The 17,351-nt window shown below is 65.1% G+C and carries 16 protein-coding genes and 1 pseudogene; 8 read left to right on the top strand and 9 right to left on the bottom strand.

Annotated features, from left to right (window positions below):
- Nucleotide 1: 1 nt before the first annotated feature.
- Both EN846_RS05375 and EN846_RS05370 read right to left on the bottom strand, forming a co-directional pair.
- Nucleotides 2-478 (bottom strand): (2Fe-2S)-binding protein, encoded by a 477-nt coding sequence (locus EN846_RS05375; protein WP_127394218.1) that lies wholly within the window; start codon nt 476-478, stop codon nt 2-4.
- Nucleotides 478-1,338 carry a xanthine dehydrogenase family protein subunit M gene (locus EN846_RS05370; protein ID WP_135858504.1) on the bottom strand — a complete coding sequence of 287 codons (861 nt, stop codon included), beginning with the start codon at nt 1,336-1,338 and terminating at the stop codon, nt 478-480. The genes EN846_RS05375 and EN846_RS05370 overlap by 1 nt, the downstream gene beginning before the upstream one ends.
- Nucleotides 1,339-1,611: 273 nt before the next feature.
- Here EN846_RS05370 and EN846_RS05365 point away from each other — a divergent pair, with 273 nt between their 5' ends.
- Together EN846_RS05365 and EN846_RS05360 are read left to right on the top strand one after the other, a co-directional pair.
- Nucleotides 1,612-2,061, top strand: a complete 450-nt coding sequence (locus EN846_RS05365) for a hypothetical protein (protein WP_135913806.1) — start codon at nt 1,612-1,614, stop codon at nt 2,059-2,061.
- Between the two features lie 97 nt (nt 2,062-2,158).
- Nucleotides 2,159-3,307, top strand: a complete 1,149-nt coding sequence (locus EN846_RS05360) for an amidohydrolase (RefSeq protein WP_127393505.1) — start codon at nt 2,159-2,161, stop codon at nt 3,305-3,307.
- Between the two features lie 123 nt (nt 3,308-3,430).
- Here EN846_RS05360 and EN846_RS05355 read toward each other — a convergent pair whose 3' ends face one another.
- Together EN846_RS05355 and EN846_RS05350 are read right to left on the bottom strand one after the other, a co-directional pair.
- A complete protein-coding gene (locus EN846_RS05355) occupies nt 3,431-4,156 on the bottom strand; it encodes a haloacid dehalogenase type II (RefSeq protein WP_127393504.1) in 726 nt (241 codons plus the stop codon).
- A gap of 68 nt (nt 4,157-4,224) precedes the next feature.
- Nucleotides 4,225-5,152: pseudogene (locus EN846_RS05350) on the bottom strand (DMT family transporter).
- Nucleotides 5,153-5,359: 207 nt separating this feature from the next.
- Between EN846_RS05350 and EN846_RS05345 the strand changes: the two are divergent.
- On the top strand, nt 5,360-6,250 hold the full coding sequence (locus EN846_RS05345; RefSeq protein ID WP_127393503.1) for a LysR family transcriptional regulator: 891 nt from the start codon (nt 5,360-5,362) through the stop codon (nt 6,248-6,250).
- A 40-nt stretch (nt 6,251-6,290) separates the two neighbouring features.
- Here the strand turns inward: EN846_RS05345 and EN846_RS05340 are convergent, their stop codons facing one another.
- Nucleotides 6,291-7,292, bottom strand: a complete 1,002-nt coding sequence (locus EN846_RS05340) for an NADP-dependent oxidoreductase (protein WP_128346482.1) — start codon at nt 7,290-7,292, stop codon at nt 6,291-6,293.
- A gap of 66 nt (nt 7,293-7,358) precedes the next feature.
- The gene (locus EN846_RS05335; RefSeq protein ID WP_127394022.1) at nt 7,359-8,174 is read right to left on the bottom strand and encodes an oxidoreductase; all 816 of its coding nucleotides are present in this window, start codon (nt 8,172-8,174) and stop codon (nt 7,359-7,361) included.
- A 103-nt stretch (nt 8,175-8,277) separates the two neighbouring features.
- Here EN846_RS05335 and EN846_RS05330 point away from each other — a divergent pair, with 103 nt between their 5' ends.
- A complete protein-coding gene (locus EN846_RS05330) occupies nt 8,278-8,844 on the top strand; it encodes a TetR/AcrR family transcriptional regulator (protein WP_127394021.1) in 567 nt (188 codons plus the stop codon).
- A gap of 7 nt (nt 8,845-8,851) precedes the next feature.
- On the opposite strand, the gene EN846_RS05325 is transcribed toward EN846_RS05330, so the two are convergent.
- The 3 genes from EN846_RS05325 to EN846_RS05315 are packed head-to-tail and all read right to left on the bottom strand — an operon-like array spanning nt 8,852 to nt 13,035.
- Nucleotides 8,852-10,342 carry an aldehyde dehydrogenase gene (locus tag EN846_RS05325; protein WP_127394023.1) on the bottom strand — a complete coding sequence of 497 codons (1,491 nt, stop codon included), beginning with the start codon at nt 10,340-10,342 and terminating at the stop codon, nt 8,852-8,854.
- Nucleotides 10,339-11,541: a cytochrome P450 gene (locus tag EN846_RS05320; RefSeq protein ID WP_245511287.1), complete on the bottom strand. Its 1,203-nt coding sequence runs from the start codon at nt 11,539-11,541 to the stop codon at nt 10,339-10,341. Before EN846_RS05320 ends, EN846_RS05325 begins: the two co-directional genes overlap by 4 nt.
- A 48-nt stretch (nt 11,542-11,589) precedes the next feature.
- Complete coding sequence (locus tag EN846_RS05315) at nt 11,590-13,035, bottom strand: APC family permease (RefSeq protein ID WP_127392550.1); 1,446 nt, start codon at nt 13,033-13,035, stop codon at nt 11,590-11,592.
- Between the two features lie 176 nt (nt 13,036-13,211).
- Between EN846_RS05315 and EN846_RS05310 the strand changes: the two genes are divergently transcribed.
- The 4 genes from EN846_RS05310 to EN846_RS05295 are packed head-to-tail and all read left to right on the top strand — an operon-like array spanning nt 13,212 to nt 17,296.
- Entirely contained in the window at nt 13,212-13,976 is a 765-nt protein-coding gene (locus EN846_RS05310) for an IclR family transcriptional regulator (RefSeq protein WP_135913805.1), read from the top strand.
- A complete protein-coding gene (locus EN846_RS05305) occupies nt 13,973-15,259 on the top strand; it encodes a Tm-1-like ATP-binding domain-containing protein (RefSeq protein ID WP_127392548.1) in 1,287 nt (428 codons plus the stop codon). Before EN846_RS05310 ends, EN846_RS05305 begins: the two co-directional genes overlap by 4 nt.
- Nucleotides 15,256-15,951, top strand: coding sequence for an HAD-IA family hydrolase (locus tag EN846_RS05300; RefSeq protein ID WP_127392547.1), 696 nt, complete (start codon nt 15,256-15,258; stop codon nt 15,949-15,951). The genes EN846_RS05305 and EN846_RS05300 overlap by 4 nt, the downstream gene beginning before the upstream one ends.
- Nucleotides 15,944-17,296 carry an aminotransferase class III-fold pyridoxal phosphate-dependent enzyme gene (locus tag EN846_RS05295; protein ID WP_127392546.1) on the top strand — a complete coding sequence of 451 codons (1,353 nt, stop codon included), beginning with the start codon at nt 15,944-15,946 and terminating at the stop codon, nt 17,294-17,296. Before EN846_RS05300 ends, EN846_RS05295 begins: the two co-directional genes overlap by 8 nt.
- The last annotated feature ends 55 nt before the right edge of the window (nt 17,297-17,351 follow it).

Genomic DNA, 17,351 nt, shown 5'->3' with positions numbered 1-17,351 from the left:
CTCAGGCTCCCTTCATCACGTTCGCCGCGTCCTGGACGGCGCGCACGATCTTGTCGTAGCCGGTGCAGCGGCACAGGTTCCCGGCCAGGCCGAAGCGGATCTCCTCCTCGGTCGGGTCGGGGTTTTTCGCCAACAGGTCTTTCGCCGCGATCAGGAAACCCGGCGTGCAGATGCCGCATTGCAGGGCGGCGTGCTCGAGGAATTTCTGCTGCAGCGGATGCAGTTTTTCGCCATGCGCCATGCCCTCGACGGTCTCGATGCGCCGGCCTTCGGCCTCGGCGCCGAGCACCAGACAGGAGCAGACCAGCCGGTCGTCGAGGATGATCGAGCAGGCGCCGCAGTCGCCGGTGCCGCAGCCTTCCTTGGCACCGGTCAGGCCGAGCCGGTCGCGCAGCACGTCGAGCAGCGTCTCGTCCGGCTGGCAAAGATACTCGACGTGATCGCCGTTGATTGTTGTTGAAACCGCTACGCCAGCCATCACTTGCCTCCTGCACGCGCATAGGCGGTCGTGGCGGCTCTCCTGGCCAGCACGCCCGCAACTTTCCGTCTGAACTCGATGGTGCCGCGCTTGTCGTCGATGGGGCGGCAGGCGCCCGCGCAGACCTTGGCCAGGCGCTCGAGTGCTGCTTCGTCGAGCTTCCTGCCGATAAGGGCCTCGGCGGCCTCGTCGACCAAAAGCACCGTCGGCGCCGCTGCGCCCAGCGCGACGCGGGCCGATTTGACGACGCCTTGCTCGTCGAGCGTCAGGTTGACGCCGGCGCTGACCACGGCGATGTCCATCTCGGTGCGCGGAATGAAGCGCAGATAGGCATCGCCCGAGCGCGGCGCCCGCTTGTCGAGCAGGATCGCCTCGACGATCTCGCCCTTGGCGAGCGAGGTCCGACCCGGCCCGGTCGGCACCGCCTCGACGGCAATCGTGCGCTTGCCCGAAGGTCCGGCGACGAGTGCCTTGGCGCCGGCAGCCACCAGCGCCGGCACGCTGTCTGCGGCGGGCGAGGCGTTGCAGAGGTTGCCGACGATGGTGCAGCGTCCCTGCACCTGCTTGGAGCCGATGAGGTTCGCCGCCTCGACGACGCCCGGCCATGCCTTCTTGAGCGAAGCGCTCTCGCCGAGCACGGCGCAGGGCACCGCGGCGCCGATGCTGAAGCCTTCGGCCGTCTCCTTGATTTCGCTCAGGCCCTCGATGGCCTTGATGTCGACGATCAGGTCGGGTTCGATGAAGCCGCCCTTCATCCTCACCAGCAGGTCGCTGCCCCCGGCAAGGATGGCGGCGGTGCCGGCCGATCCGGCCAACTGGCCGACGGCATCTTCGATTGAAAGCGGACGTATGTAACGCATCGTCTCCCCTTGGATATGGCAAATCTCAGCGACCGTTATAAAGGGTCTCCTCATAATGGCCATCCTCTTCCGCATTGGCGGCGATTGGGCCAGGCGGCGCAAAATGCAGTCCCAAACAGGCTTACGCCGGTCCGGACGGGCCGTCGGCCGCCCGGATTTGCGCCAGACGACAAGATAGAGCGGCTCGGCGTTGCTGGGAAACGGCGAGCCCCCGCAGGGGCTTGACCCGACGATCGCCGGCGTGAAACCTCTCGGTCAAAGAGAGGAGTTTCCATGCGACATCTGGTGGTTGTTCTGCCCGCCTTGATCTTGGCGACAGCGGCGCAGGCGAGTACGATAGCCTACGGCGCCAGGGTGGGGATGGAACTCACCATCGTGAAAAAGACCGGCATCGGCTCCACACACGCCAGCATCGTGGCCAAACACAACAGGCGGAAGGCGGGCGTCTTCTGCCGTGAATATGGCCACGATTTCTCCAAGGATTGCATCGACGCGGAAATGAAGTCGCCCCTGCACTTCGAGATCACCGCCAACTGCAAGACCGGCAAGTTCACCACCTTCTATGGCGCCAACATGCTGTTCCAGGGCCGCAATGAGGGCACCGATGTGACGACGGACTATCTGATCACATCGATTGATGACAATGTCGATGGCTCCGGCGCTTCCGGCTACGACTATACGCTGGAGCAGTTCAAGGCGCTGTGCCCCAACCGGGTGAAGTAAGGCCGGTGGCCAGGCCTGGCCCCGCCCAAGCCCGGACGATGGCCGTGGCGGGCACGGCCATTTGTCGCTAGCAAGTCGTCATCGGAGGCCAAGAAGCATGACCCTGACCAATCGGGATATTGTCGAGCTGACCGCGTGGCGGCGCAAGCTGCACCGGCAGCCGGAGATTTCGAACGAGGAGGAGAAAACGGCAAAGGAAGTCGTCTCCTTCCTCGCCGATACGCGGCCGGACAAGGTGCTGACCGGATTGGGCGGGCACGGCGTCGCGGCGGTCTACGACAGCGGCCGGGCCGGCCCGACCGTGCTGTTCCGCTCCGAACTCGATGCGCTGCCGATCGAGGAACTGTCCGGCGTGCCGCATGCCTCGCAGGTGCCGGGCAAGTCGCATATGTGCGGCCATGACGGACACACCGCGATCCTGGCCGCGCTCGGCCGTCAGCTCGGGCGCGAGCGGCCGGCAAGCGGCCGCGTCGTGCTGATGTTCCAGCCGGCGGAAGAGACCGGCAATGGCGCGGCCGGCGTCGTCGCCGATCCGCGCTTCGGCGAGATCGCGCCGGATTTCGCCTTCTCGCTGCACAATCTGCCCGGCGTGCCGTTCGGCGAGGTGCGGCTGAAGAGCGGCGTGGTCAACTGCGCCTCGCGCGGCATGCGCATCGTGCTGGAGGGCAAGACCGCGCATTCCTCGATGCCGGAGACCGGCGTCTCGCCGATGCTGGCGATCAGCGAGCTGATGCCGGCGCTGCCGGCGCTCGGGCGCGGCAGCTTCGCCGACGACGATTTTTCCATGGTGACCGTCACCCATGCCGAGATGGGCGAAGCCGTGTTCGGCATCGCGCCCGCTCATGCAGAAGTCTGGGCGACGCTGCGCACCCGGCGCGACGAGCGCATGGCGGATCTCTGCGCCGCGGCGGAAGCGCTGGCCGCGGAAATCGCCGGCCGGCATGGCCTTGCCGTAAGCTCCGACTACCACGAGATCTTCGTCGCCAGCATCAACGCACCGGACGCGGTGGAGCACCTGCGCCGCGCCCTCGACGAAGAGAGCGTCGTGCACGGCGAAGAAGCCCTGCCGATGCGCGCCTCGGAGGATTTCGGCCTGTTCGGCCACAGCGCCAAGTCGGCGATGTTCTTCCTCGGCGCCGGCGAGCGCTACCCGGCGCTGCACAATCCGGACTATGATTTTCCGGACGACCTGATCCCGATCGGATCGAGGATCTTCATGCGCACGGCGCGCAATTTGCTGGGGTGAAGAGGCTGGCGGCGTGGCCTTTGCGGGTCATAACGAACGACGGCCTTGGTCAAAATTGGACATTGTCGAACGACCGCTTCTGCGGGCGCGGTGTCACGCAATAGCGGCCCGGCGGCTCAGCTATCAGCCACGCCGCAATTCTTCAGCATGCGCCTTCACCAGATCGGCCATGCTGTCGAAGCGGAAATCCACCGTCGGTACGTCGCCGGGGTTCATCGTGGCACCGAAGCCCTGATCCGCATGCCGGCGATAGATCCAGCACGATGTCAGGCCGAACCGGTTGGCGGGAGCGTGATCGTGGAACATGCTTTCCGCCGTGTGCAGGATCTGTCGCTTCTCGAGCCCGATTGTCCCGAGCTTTTCGAGCATATAGTCGAAGTTCCGGTCGGAAGGCTTGTAGGAGCCGATATCCTCCGCCGTATAGATCGCATCGAAATCCACGCCGAGCTTCTTGTTGCTAAACGAAAAGCTCTTGTTGTCGACGTTGGAGAGGATGACCAGCTTGTAGTGCCTTTTGAGATACTGCAAGGCCTGTGCGGAGTCGCTAAAAGCCGGCCAATCCTTCACGCTTTCGCCATACGCCACACATTCCTCGCGGGTGACGATGACACCCCATTCCTCCGCAAGTCGCTTGTAAACGATCGGCAGGAGGTCGCGGTAGCGTTTCCCCGGTGTCCATTTCTGCTGACTGGATTCGTGCCGGGCGTGCGCCTCCAGAATCTCGTTCCGGCTCAAGCCGCGGCCAGCCCGTTCGGTCAACGGCTTCAGGCCGTCGATCATGCCGGATTCCCAGTCTATAAGCGTGCCGTAGCAATCGAAGGTCAGGGCTTTGAAATCCGTGAGCTTCATAGGTTCACCTCCTTGATGTCCATGATTGGATCGACACTGGCGTGATCGCACGAGCCGTCATCGACTGATCATCCGATATGCTGCTGACCGAGCTCCAGGTCCTTCCACGCTGCGCTGCGCGACGACGTGAACCAGACACCGAACAGTGTCACCGCAAGGCCAACGAACATCGCCGTCGAAAGCGGCTCGCCGAACATCGACCAGCCCCAGAGCATCGTCACCGGTGGGCTGAGATAGATCACACTGCTGACCTGCGAGGCCGTGTAGAGGCGCAGGCTCACATAATAGGTGCTGTAGCAAAAGAAGGTCGAAAACAGCACCAGCCAGGCGATGCCAAACCCGAATCGGGCATCGAGGGGCGGCATCAGCCCGCCATTCCTTTCGGCGCAGGCGGCGAAAAGGATCGCCGCCGTCAGGCATTGAATGCATAGGCTCTGATGGATGGGCATATTGATCGTCCCCATCCGCTTCTGCACCACCGTTGCCAGCGCCAGAACCATCATGGAAGCGACTGTCAACACATAGGCCCAGGCCGGGGCCGTCCCGAGGCTCCAGGCTGTCCAGCGAGACGACGAGCACGCCTGTCACTCCGAGAGCCGTTCCGATCCATTGTCGCCCGGTCAATCGCTGCCCCAGAACCGGCTGCGACAAGGCTGCGATGGCGAGAGGGACAAGATCGGAAATCAGCGCGACAAGGCCGGTCGGCACGCGCTGACCGATGGCAAGCGCGAATCCGCCCAGATAGAGGAACATCATCGCCACGCCGAAGACCATCTGCTCGACCAGGGCACGTGCGCCTATGCGCGGCCCGATCAGCAGAGCAAATGGCAAAAGAATCAATCCCGACATCAGGGTCCGCCAGAACAGGACCAGCATGACATCGGCATTCTCGCTGGTGTAGCGGATGCCGACGAAGCCAGAACTCCAGCTTACCACCAGGGCCGTCGCCATCATTGGCCACACGAGGCGATGGGCTTTGCTGTGCAGGAGCGTCATGGGATCTCTTTGGTCAGGCGCCCGTAGCTCCGAGAAGCGGATCACGGCCAATTTTGGCGCTGACTATTGGCGACAAGCACGCACGTTTGCATATGACAAATTTCGATACGATCATGAAATAGCCGCTAAATCAGCATACTGGCTTGCCTGAAAAGCGTCGCCGGATCAGAAATCGGCGTATCGCATTGGTTTCGATTGAGGATTGTCATGGCTGGAGTGATGAGCCGCCGCCTGGATGTCGACGCCTTGCGCGCACTGGTCGCGATCGAGAAGCATGGCGGCGTCACGCGCGCTGCCGAGATCCTCGGCTTGTCGCAGTCGGCGGTCAGCCACAAGATCAGGAGACTGGAAGCGAGCCTCGACTGCGAAATCCTCGCTCGGAAGGCAAACGCGCCGATGTTTACCACGGCCGGACTGGATTTGCTTGGTTATGCGCGGCGCATTCTGGGCATCCATGACGAGGCGGTCCTGAGCCTGTCGAAAAGCACGTTGCAGGGCAAGATTGCGCTGGGAATGACCGAGGATACGACCTGCACCGACCTTTCGCGCATTCTTGGCCGGTTTCGCCGGCTCTACCCGGAGGTGAGCGTCCGCACGCATGTGCGCATGAGCCTCGTCCTGCAGGAGCAGCTCAGCCAAGGAGCTCTTGATGCCGCCATCATCCAGGTGTTCCAGCACGAGGTCCGGCCCGCCGATATCCTCCTGTTTCGCGAGACGCTGCATTGGGTGAAATCGGGCGACCTGGCTCTGTCGAACGGGAAGCCGGTCCCATTCCTGTCCTTCGATGAAGACTGCTTCTTCCGGCGCTGGGGCATGGACGTCGGGCAGGACGAGGGCACGGTGTTCGAGACCGTGTTCGAATGCTCCAGCGCAGCCGGGATCATTGCAGGCGTGACCGCCGGGCTCGGCGTCGCACTCTTGAGTCAGCGGCACCTGCAGCCCGATATGGAGATAGTCGACCACAAATTCCCCAAGCCTCCAGACCTGGCTTATATTGTCAGGCGCGCGCGCAGCCCCCGAAACCCCGCGCTGGAGACGCTGGTCAGGGAGATCGAGGCCGAAGTAAAGCGCTACGGGACGCTTCAAATCGCCGTCTGAGCGCATCGCGCTCCAAAAGCCGCGCACGCCCAGGATGCCGCTATCTGACCTTGATGACGACCTTGCCCTTGGCGCGTCCCGTTTCGACGTAGGCCAGAGCCTCGTTGGTCGCTTCGAAGGGAAAGATCCGATCGACAACCGGGCGGATCGCGCCGGATTCGATGAGGGCGGTGATCTTGCCCAACTGGTCGCCCTGCGCCCACATGAACAGGAACGAAAAGCTCACGCCACGGCGCCTGGCTTTGGACCGAATGGCGCGGCTTAGAAGGCGCAGGAGCGTCCTCAGCACCAGGTTCAACCCCTTTTCCCTGGCGAATTCGGGATCCGGCGGGCCGGAGATCGAGATGAGCTTGCCGCCGGGTTTGAGCACAGTGAGCGACTTTTCGAGCGTTTGGGCGTCCTGGCTGTTCACAACGATATCGTAGCCCGACAGGATTTTTTCGAAGTCGTCTTTCCGGTAGTCGACGACGACATCGGCGCCGAGGCCCTTGACCAGGGCAGCGCTTTTTGCGCTCGCCGTCGTCGCAACGGTCGCGCCGAGATGCTTTGCCAGCTGGATCGCGAATATGCCGACGCCGCCGGAGCCGGCCTGGATGAAGACCTTCTGTCCTTTGCTCAGCTTTGCCCGTTCAACGAGCACCTGCCAGGCGGTCAGACCGACCAGGGGGATCGAGGCCGCCTCCTCCATGCTGAGATTGCTGGGCTTCAAGGCGACGTCGGCTTCATCGATGGCGATGAACTCGGCGAATGCCCCGATCCGCCCATCGCGCGGCCGCGCATAGACCTCGTCGCCAGGTTTGAACCTGCGAACTTTCGATCCCACGCGGATGACCTTGCCGGCCACGTCGTGGCCGAGGATGAAGGGCCGGCTATAGGGCAGGATGAGCTTGAACTCTCCGGTCCTGACCTTGGAATCGAGAAGGTTCACCGCCGCCGCATGGATCTCGACCAGGACATCGCTGTCCCCGAGCTTCAGCTCCGGCATCTCGGCCAGCCGCAGGATGCCCTTCTTGTTATATTTGTCGACAACGAATGCCTTCATGGCAGTAACTTCCTGAAAGTGGTTTTGGTGTGCCGCACGGTGAGCATCCCCCTGCCCTGCGCCTGATCAGACCGGCAAGCGGAACTGCTTGCGCAAGCTCTTGTCGAACATCTCGGCGGGGACAAAGCGGCGCAGCATGCTGACCTGCCGCGCGGCCTTGCCGGCGGTGTAGCGCCGCCGCGGACGGGCATCGGTCGCGGCCTTGACGATCACATCCGCCACCACTTCCGGCCGGTCGGCCTTCGGCATCACATCGCGAAGCAGGGCGTCGACCCCGGCGCGCGCCCGATCATATTCCTGCAACGGGGAATCCGGCTCGATCCCGTTCTGGTCGAAGACGGTGCGCACGAATGCCGGCTCGATGACGGAGACGCGAATGTTGAAGGCACGAACCTCGTGATCGAGCGATTCCGAATAGCCCTCGATCGCGTGCTTGGCCGCCGAATAGTGGGCCGAATACGGCGCCGGCACGAGACCCAATATCGAGCCGATGTTGATGATGCGCCCTTCGCCATGCCGCCGCATCGACGGCAATACCGCGTTGGTCATACGCACGACGCCAAACAGATTGACGTCGAACAAGCCCTGTACCTGCGCGATCGAGAATTCCTCGGCGCCGCCAAGCATGCCGACGCCGGCATTGTTGACCAGCACGTCGATCCGGCCGGTGCGCGAGAGCACCGTCGATATGAGCGCCGCGACGGCATCGCCGTCGGTCACGTCGCAGGCCAGCATGGTCACCCCTTCCGGGCCGTTGCCGGCCGCGCGGCGGCTCGTCCCGAAAACGGTGAACCCCGCCTGGGCCAAGGCCTCGGCGCTGGCCCAGCCGATGCCCGACGAGGCTCCGGTCACGATAGCGGTCTTTCCGGAATTCGCGCTCATGTCATACTCCAAGATCACCAAGGCCGGCTCTTTCCAGCCCATTAAATTACGAGTATAATAACACATTATGATCATAATGCAATAGCCGAAAGGACGTGCAGCCATGCGCTATGAAAAGGGCCGGAAGGACGCCTCACGCGGCCGGATCATGGAAGTCGCCGCCGAACGCTTTCGAAGCGACGGCATCGCCGCGTCCGGACTGGCGACCATCATGAGCGACGCCGGGCTGACGAACGGCGCCTTCTATCCGCACTTTCAGTCGAAGGCGGAACTTGTCCGCGAAAGCGTGGCGGCGGCCCTCGATACCCAGTCGCAGCAAATGCAGGAGTTGTTGGCTTCGGGCGGTCCCGAAATGGCCATAGGGGCATATCTGTCGGCCGCGCATCGGGACAATCCGGACAAGGGCTGCGCGTCCGCCGCGCTGCTGCCGGAGATAGCGCGCCAGCCGCCTGAAACCCGCCAGGTCTATACCGAGCGCTTCCTGTCACTGGTGAGCCAGGTGTCCGCCGCTTTGCCGCCGGGCAAGGATCCGGAAGGCGTGGCGCTGGGCGTCTTTGCGACGCTCATCGGCGCGCTGCAACTGGCCCGCGCGGTCGAAGGCACGGAGTTGTCGGATCGCATCCTTTCGGCGGGAGCGGATGCGGCGCGGACACTGATCCAGCAGCGTTAGACCGCCGTCAGCCGAGCGCGATCCAGGCGGTCTTCAGGTCGGTGTATTTCTCGACGGCGTGCAGCGACTTGTCGCGGCCGAAGCCGGACTGCTTGACGCCGCCGAGCGGCACGGTGATGTCGGCGCCGCCATAGGTGTTGACATGGACGACGCCGGCATTGATGGCGCGCACCATGCGGTGCGCGGTCGACAGGTTCGATGTCCACACGGCGGAAGCCAGCCCGTAGACGGTGGAGTTGGCAAGGCTCACCGCTTCCTCCTCGGTATCGAAGCGCATGACGCCGAGCACGGGCCCGAACACTTCCTCGCGGGCGATTTGCATGTCCCGCGTCACGTTCTCGAAGATGGTCGGCGCCATGTAGCTGCCGCCGGTCTCGGTCAGGATGCGCTCGCCGCCGGTGACGAGGCGGGCGCCCTCCTCCGCCGCCTTGGTGACGAAACCGAGGTTCTTGTCGAGTTGCTCTGCGCTCGACACCGCGCCGATGTCGCTGCCGAGATCGAGCGGATCGCCGACCTTCAGCCTGGCGGTTGCCTTGAGGAGCTCGTCCATGAAGCGATCGTAGATCGACGCCTGGACGAGCAGGCGCGAACCGGCGACGCAGACCTGGCCGGAATTGCGGAAGATGCCGTTGGCCGACACGGTCGCTGCCTGCTTCAGGTCCGGCGCGTCGGCAAAGACGATGTTGGGCGACTTGCCGCCGAGCTCGAGGAAGACGCGCTTCAAATTGGAGCGCGCCGAATAGTCGAGCAGGCGGCGGCCGACCGGACCGGAACCTGTGAAGGCAATCGCGTCGACATCCATGTGCAGGCCGAGCGCCTCGCCGGCCACCGCGCCGCGACCGGTGACGACATTGAAAACGCCTTCCGGCAACCCGGCCTCGGCAGCAAGCTCGGCCAGCCGCAGCAGCGTCAGCGAAGCGATTTCCGGCGGCTTGACGACGATCGAGTTGCCGGCGGCGAGCGCCGGCGCGATCTTCCAGGCGCCGATCATCAGTGGGAAATTCCACGGCACGATGACGCCGACGACGCCGAGCGGTTCCGTGTGGATCAGGCCCAGCACATTGTCGGCAGTCGGCGCGATCTCGCCATAGATCTTGTCGATCGCCTCGGCGTAGTAGCGGATGGTGCCGGCCGCCGACAGCGGCTCGGCCTTGTAGGCCATGCCGATCTCGGTGCCGTTGTCGCGCACGCCGAGCACGGCGAGTTCGTCGGCGTGCTTCTCGACCAGTTCGGCGAGCCTCGTCAGCACCTTCTTGCGAAAGGCGGGAGCCGCGCGCGACCAGGACCCCTTCTCGAAGGCCTTGCGGGCAGCGAGCACCGCGCGATCGACATCGGCGGCATTGCCGTCGGCGATGCTGGCGAAGGGACGTCCGTCGATCGGCGAGATCACCGGCAAGGTGGCGCCGGTCGCGGCTGCCGTCTGGACGCCATCGATGAACAGATTTCGCGCGCCGACCTCGGCCTTGCGCAGCGTGTCGATGGTGGTCTGGCTGATCATTGGGCAGCGGCTCCGAAAGCGACATTGAGAGTGGTAGGCGCGCGGAACTCCCAGCCGCGGAAGATCGGCTCCTTCCCGGGCACCAGTTTCAGGTCCGGGAAGCGCTCGAGCAACAACCGTAGCGCCAGGCACATTTGCTCGCGCGCGAAAAAGCGGCCGGAACAGAAATGATGGCCGAAGCCGAAGGCGGCGTGGTTGCCTTCGTCGCGATGGATGTCGAAACGATCGGGGTCGGTGAAGCGGCTTTCGTCGCGGCTGGCCGAGGAAACCAGCGCCGCGACCGGCGCCCCCGCGGGGATCACGGCTCCTCCGATCTCCACCGCGCGTGTCGTCTGGCGCGTCTGGGTGCCGATCGGCGCCACCCAGCGCAGGCCCTCGTCGACGGCCTTCGGCACGAAGGTGTCAAGATCGTCGAGCACTTGCCGCAGCTGTTCTGGATGGGCGAGCAGGCCGGCAAGGATCGAGCCGGCGCCATGGCCGGGCTCCTGCATGCCGCCGAGCAGGATGACCTTGATGCTCGGCATCAGGAAATCGATCGGACGGGTTTTCCCATCCGGCATGCAGTCATGCAGCATGTGCGAAAGCGCCGAGTCGTCTGGCTCGCGGGCGAGCCGCTCAAGCGTCGGCAGGATGGCGGCGCCGACCTCGGCGCTGATCGCATCGGCGATCTCCTGCCGCTTCGGGTCGTTCTCGAAATTGATGGCGCCTTGGGCGAGGCCATAGAACCAGCGCCGCAGGGTCGGCATGTCGATGTCGTCGAGGCCGAGCGAGCGCGCCAGGCTGAGCGTCGACACCGGCTCGAAATAGTCTGCCATCAGTTCCGCCGTGCCCTGTTCGGCGATCTGGTCGAGAAAGGGCCCGGCGATAGAGCACACGAGGTCGCCGGCAAAGGAGGCGACGGTGCGCGGCCGATATTTTGGATCGACGCCCTGCCGCAATTCCCTGTGCGTCTCGCCGTCGGTGGTCAGGATGGTCGGCTTGCCGAAGGAGCGTTCGACCGGCGAGGTGCCGACCACCGCCGAGAAGATGTCGGGCGACTTGGCGACGGTCTCGACATCCTTCCAGCGGGTGACGAACCAGAGGTTGACCGCCGGAACATAGGCGACCGGGGCGCTGCGCCTCAGTTCGGCATAGATCGGGTAAGGATCGGCTTCCAACGCCTCGACGGTGATCTCGTCGGCAAAGCTCAATGCCGTCACTCCCTTTGCGATGGAAGGGGCGGCGCCAGGCGCCGCCCCTTGTCTGTCTCAATCCTTCAGCGGCACACCGAGATTGTCGAAGGCGACCGGATCGCGGCCCTTCAATGCACTCGCCAGCAACAGGCCGACCACGGCGGCAATCAGCACCAGCGACGGCAGGAACACGCCGAGGAAGCCGCCAGCACCCGACAGGCTGCCGAAATTGATGACGATCAGATAGATGATGATGACGAAGGCGATGAAGGTCAGCCCCGGCAGCACGGTTGTCTTCAGCGCGTTTTCCTGGGTGGACGGATTGGCGCGGAAGTACATCACCACGGCCAGCGAGGCCACCGCCATCATCACGATGACGCCCAGCGTCGCGACATTGGTCAGCCACGAAAACAGCGCCAGCACCGGATCGAGCCCGAGCACCGCAAAGAGCCCGACGACAACAGCGGCAAGCACGGTCTGGATGACCGAAGCGACATGCGGGCTCTGGTGCGCCGAATGGGTCACGCCGATGGTCTGCGGCAGCAGCTTCTCGCGGCCGGCGACATAGATGTAGCGGGCGACTGCGTTGTGGAACGCCAGCACCCCGGCGAACAGGCTCGACACGAACAGGATGCTCATGGCGTGGGTGAGCGCCGTCCCGGAATAGCGGTCGGACAGGCCGAACAGGAAGGTGGTCGGATCCTGCAGGCCCTGCAAGTCCGGCAGCAGCTTGTCGACGCCGGCGCCGACCGCCATCAGCCAGGCGGTGACCATGTAGAAGAGGCCGATCAGGATGACGGAGAAATAGGTGGCACGCGGAATGGTGACCTTGGGGTCGCGCGCCTCCTCGGCATAGATGGTGGTCGCCTCGAAGCCGATGAAGGCGGCAAAGCAGAACAGGATGGCGATCGCCGGCGCGCCGCTGGTGATCTGGCTCCAGCTGAACGGCGCCGCCGACAGGCCGCTGTCGCCGCCCGTCTTGAGGATCGTCAGGTCGAGGATCAGCACCACGACATATTCGGCAAGCACCAGCACGGTCAGGATCTTGGCCGACAGGTCGACCTGCCGGTAGCCGAGCACGGCGACGATGGCGATGGCGATGAAGCTCCACGCCCACCAGGGCAGAGCGATGCCCCAGCCGGCGAACAGGCCGGCGGTCGCGGCACCGAGCAGGCCCATGACGCCGATCTGCATGGCGTTGTAGGACAGGATGGCGATCAGCGCCGTCGCGCCGCCTGCCAGCCCGCCGAGCCCGCGTGCCGCATAGGCATAGAAGGCGCCCGCATTGCCGACGTGGCGCGACATGGCGACGTAACCGACAGCGAACAAGAGCAACAGGACCGTGACGATGAGATAGGTGCCGGCAAAGCCGGCGCCGTTGCCCATCAGCATGCCGAGCGGCGTGCCACCCGCCACAGCCGTGAGCGGCGCCGCGGCCGAGATCACCATGAAGGTGATGGCGCCGACGCCAAGGCTGTTCTTCCTTAGCCGGTTCGCTTCGCCGGCTTCAATTGTGGTCATCTTTCCCTCCAGATCCGCGCTCGCGGAAACCAAGTGTCCCTGAAATGCCGTGGCCTTCTGCCGGGCCATGATCGTTTCACTATTTGCAACGACATTTCGAATATAGACTTGCAAAGGAATCGACTTGCTGTCAAGTTAATTCGCACGTTAAGTATCTGATGGAGGATCAGACCTGCATGGGCACGGTAGGCAAAGCCGTTTCGCTGCTGGAAAAGCTCGGTCGCGGCGCGCCCGAGGCGGCGCTTGCCGATCTCGCCAGGCGCGCCGGCTTCGACAAGGCTACGACGCGCCGGCTGCTGGTCTCGCTCATCGAGCACGGGCTGGTGGAGCAGGACGAGACCACGCGGCTCTATCGCCTGGGGGCCGGCATCGCGCGGCTGGCGCTGTTGCGCGAGGCGCAGTTTCCGTTCCTGCGCATGGCGGTGCCGGTGGTCGAGCAGCTGGCGGCCGAGACCGGCGAGACCGTGCATCTGTCGGAATATTCGAAGCGCGGCCTGATCTCGGTCCATGTCGTCGAATCGGCCAAGGCCAACCGCGTCAGCGTGCAACTTGGCGAGGTGCTGCCGCTGCATGCGACGGCGTCGGGAATTGCCTTCCTGGCGTTCACCGAGGAGCATGTCCGCGCCGGCGTCCTCGCGGGACCGCTGCCGGCCTTCACGCCCCACACGATCGGCGACGCCGAAACGCTCGCCGAACATATCGCCGCCGCCCGCGCGCGCGGCCATTCGACCGGCTCGCAAGGCTATGAGGAAGGCGTGCTCAGCGTCGCGGCACCGATCCTCGGCGCCGACGGCCTGGCCATCGGCGCCATCGCGGTCGCGGCGCCCCGGGTGCGGATCCAGAAAGGCGATATCGAGCGCCACGGCGCCAGCGTCGCCGCGGCGGCGCGCGGCATCAGCGAGCGGCTCTTCGGCCGCCTGCCGGGCCGCAAGCAGGCATGACAACAACGACATTGCAGGGAGAACTGACTGTGGAGGAGACACGCCGTATCCTGGTTATCGGCACCGGCGACACCAAGGCCGACGAGCTTCTGTTCATGCGCGAGCGCATCGAGGCCGTCGGCGGTGTCGCGGTGATGATGGATGTCAGCGTGCTCGGCGACCCGCCCTACCGGCCGGCCTATGACAGGCAAGCGGTGGCCAGAGCCGCCGACACGACGATCGAGGCGATCATCGCCAGCGGCGACGAGAACTCGGCGATGACGCTGATGGCGCTCGGCGCCTCGCGGCTGGCGCGCGCGCTCCACGACAAAAGCGAGATCGACGGCGTCATCGCGCTCGGCGGCTCGATGGGCACCGACCTTGCGCTCGACGTGGCGCTGGCGCTGCCGCTCGGCGTGCCGAAATTCGTCGTCTCGACGATCGCCTATTCGCATCTCCTGCCGCCCGAGCGGATCGCCACAGACCTGATGATGATCCTTTGGGCCGGCGGGCTCTATGGCCTCAACAGCGCCTGCAAGGCGGTGCTGTCGCAGGCCTGCGGCGCGGTGGTGGGTGCCGCGCAGGCCGTCGTCAAGCCGGACGCGGCAAAGCCGCGGATCGGCATGAGTTCGCTCGGCAAAAGCTGCCTGCACTATATGGTGAGGCTGAAGCCGGAGCTGGAAAAGCGCGGCTACGAGGTGATCGTCTTCCACACCACCGGCATGGGCGGACGGGCGCTGGAGGCAATCGCGGCGCAAAAGGGTTTTGTCGCGGTGATGGATTTCAGCCTGCAGGAACTCGCCAACCAGCTCACCGGCTCGGTGGTGAATTCCGGCACCGACCGGCTGGAGAATGCGGGCCGGCAAGGTATCCCGCAGATCGTCGCGCCCGGCGCCATCGACATGGTGGATTTCCCGACCTGGCAAACGGTGCCGTCGCGTTTCATCGAGCGGCCCTACCATGCGCACAACCGGTTGCTCGCCTCGGTGACCTCGGACGCCTCGACCCGCAAGGAGATCGCGCGCGCCATCGGCGAGAAGCTCGCCGCGGCGACCGGCCCGACCGCCTTCATCCTGCCCGCCGGCGGCATCCAGCAATGGGACCAGGAAGGCGAGCCGCTGCATGAGCCAGAGGCGCTGTCGGCCTTTGTCGAGGAGATGCGTGCCAGCGTCCCTGCCAATGCCGAGCTGCACGAGATCGCCGAACACATCAATGACGCCGCTTTCTGCGCCAAGGCGCTGGAGATCTTCGACCGCTGGGTCGCCGAGGGCATCGTTCCGCCCGGCCGTGGGCACGCCGCATGAGCCGTCCTTCGCCAAAGGCGCTGGTGCTCGATTTCGGCGGCGTCGTCACCCGCACGCTGTTCGAGACGCATGCGCTGACCGAACGGGCGCTGGGCCTGGCGCCAGGCACGCTTGCCTGGCGCGGCCCGTTCGACCCGGCCTCCGATCCTTTGTGGCGGGCCATGCAGGCGGACGAGATCAGCGAGCGCGACTACTGGAGGACGCGCACGCGCGAGGTCGGCCAGCTGGTCGGCGAGGACTGGCGGGACATGTCGACCTTCGTGCAGCGGGCGCGCGGCGCCGACCCGCAAGCGGTGGTGCGGCCGGAGGCCGAGCAGGCGATCCGGACGGCGCATGCGGCCGGCGTCAGGCTGGCCATCCTCTCCAACGAGCTGGACCTCTTCTACGGCACGAGCTTCCGCCAGCGGCTGCCGCTGCTGTCGCTGTTCGAGACGATCGTCGACGCCACCTACACGCACGTCCTCAAGCCAGACCGCCGCGCCTATGCGATGGTCGGCGAGGCGCTGGAGCTGCCACTCGGCGCGTGCGTGTTCGTCGACGACCAGCAGCGCAACATCGACGGCGCCATCGCCGCCGGCATGCTGACTGTGCATTTCGACGTCGCCCGGCCGGCGCAGAGCTATGCCGAGGCGCTTGGCCATTTCGGCCTTGCCCTCTCCCAATCGGAAACCGGAGTTCCCACCGATGCGTGACATCAACTTCCTCACCGAGAACAACGCCAAGCCGATCTGGCATCCGATGGCGCATCCGGCCGAGATGCGGGCGACGCCGCCGAAGATCATCATGAAGGGCGACGGCGTCTCGGTCACCGATGCCGAGGGACGCACCGTGCTCGATGCGGTCGGTGGCCTGTGGAACGTCAACCTCGGCTACAGCTGCGACCCGATCAAGCAAGCGATGGCCGCGCAGCTCGATGCGCTCCCCTACTATTCCGGCTTTCGCGGCACCTCGACCGGTCCGTCGATCGAGCTCGCCTACGAGCTCACCGACTGGTTCGCGCCGGAGGGCATGGTGCGCGCCTTCTTCACCTCGGGCGGATCGGATTCGGTGGAGACGGCGCTGCGGCTCGCGCGCCAATACTGGAAGATAAGAGGCCAAGGCGACCGGACGAAATTCCTGGCGCTGAAGAAGGGCTATCACGGCACGCATTTCGGTGGCGCCTCGGTCAACGGCAACGCCAATTTCCGCCGCAACTACGAGCCGCTCTTGCCCGGCGTCTTCCACACGCCGGCGCCGTGGACCTACCGGAACCCGTTCGACGAGACCGACCCGGCGAAGCTGGCGAAGCTCTGCGCGCGGGCGATCGAGGACGAGATCGCCTTCCAGGGCGCCGACACCATCGCCGCCTTCATCATGGAGCCGGTGCTCGGCGCCGGCGGCGTCATCGTTCCGCATGAAAGCTTCATGCCGCTGGTGCGCGCGATCTGCGACCGCCACGACATCCTTCTGATCGCCGACGAGGTGGTGACCGGGTTCGGCCGCACCGGTGCGTGGTCCGGCTCGCGGCTCTCCGGCACGAAACCCGACTTCATGACCATCGCCAAGGCGATCACGTCCGGCTACTTCCCGCTCGGTGCTGCGCTGATCGGCGCCAAGGTCGCCGACGTGTTCGAGGCCGACAAGACGAGCTTCGGCGCCATTGGCCACGGCTACACCTATTCCGGCCACCCGGTTGGCTGCGCGGCCGGGCTGGCGGCGCTCGCCGAGACAAAACGGCTCGCCGTCAACGAGAACGCGGCGGTGCGCGGTGTCGAGCTCGGCAAGGTTCTGGAGGCGCTGAAGGCGAAGCATCAGCTGGTCGGCGACGTTCGCTACCAGGGCCTGATGGCGGCGCTCGAATTGGTGTCGGACCGCGCCGCCAAGAAGCCGGGCGACAAGAAGACATTGGCCGTGGTGGCCGAAGCCGCCTACCAGGCCGGCGTCATGCTGCGCGTCTCCGGCAACACCATCATCCTGTCGCCGCCGCTGGTCATCTCGGCGGCCGATGTGGCGAAGATCGGCGAGGCGCTGGATGCGGGGTTGGCTGCTGCGGCGTGAGTAAGTGAGTAGTGAGTAGTGAGTAGTGAGTAGTGAGTAGTGAGTAGTGAGTATG

Origin of the sequence: Mesorhizobium sp. M4B.F.Ca.ET.203.01.1.1 (genome assembly GCF_004791025.1) — a bacterium.
In the GTDB taxonomy this organism is placed as follows: Bacteria; Pseudomonadota; Alphaproteobacteria; order Rhizobiales; family Rhizobiaceae; genus Mesorhizobium; species Mesorhizobium abyssinicae.
Note: the sequence above shows the minus strand (reverse complement) of the source record. Positions and strands in the feature narration are given on the sequence as shown.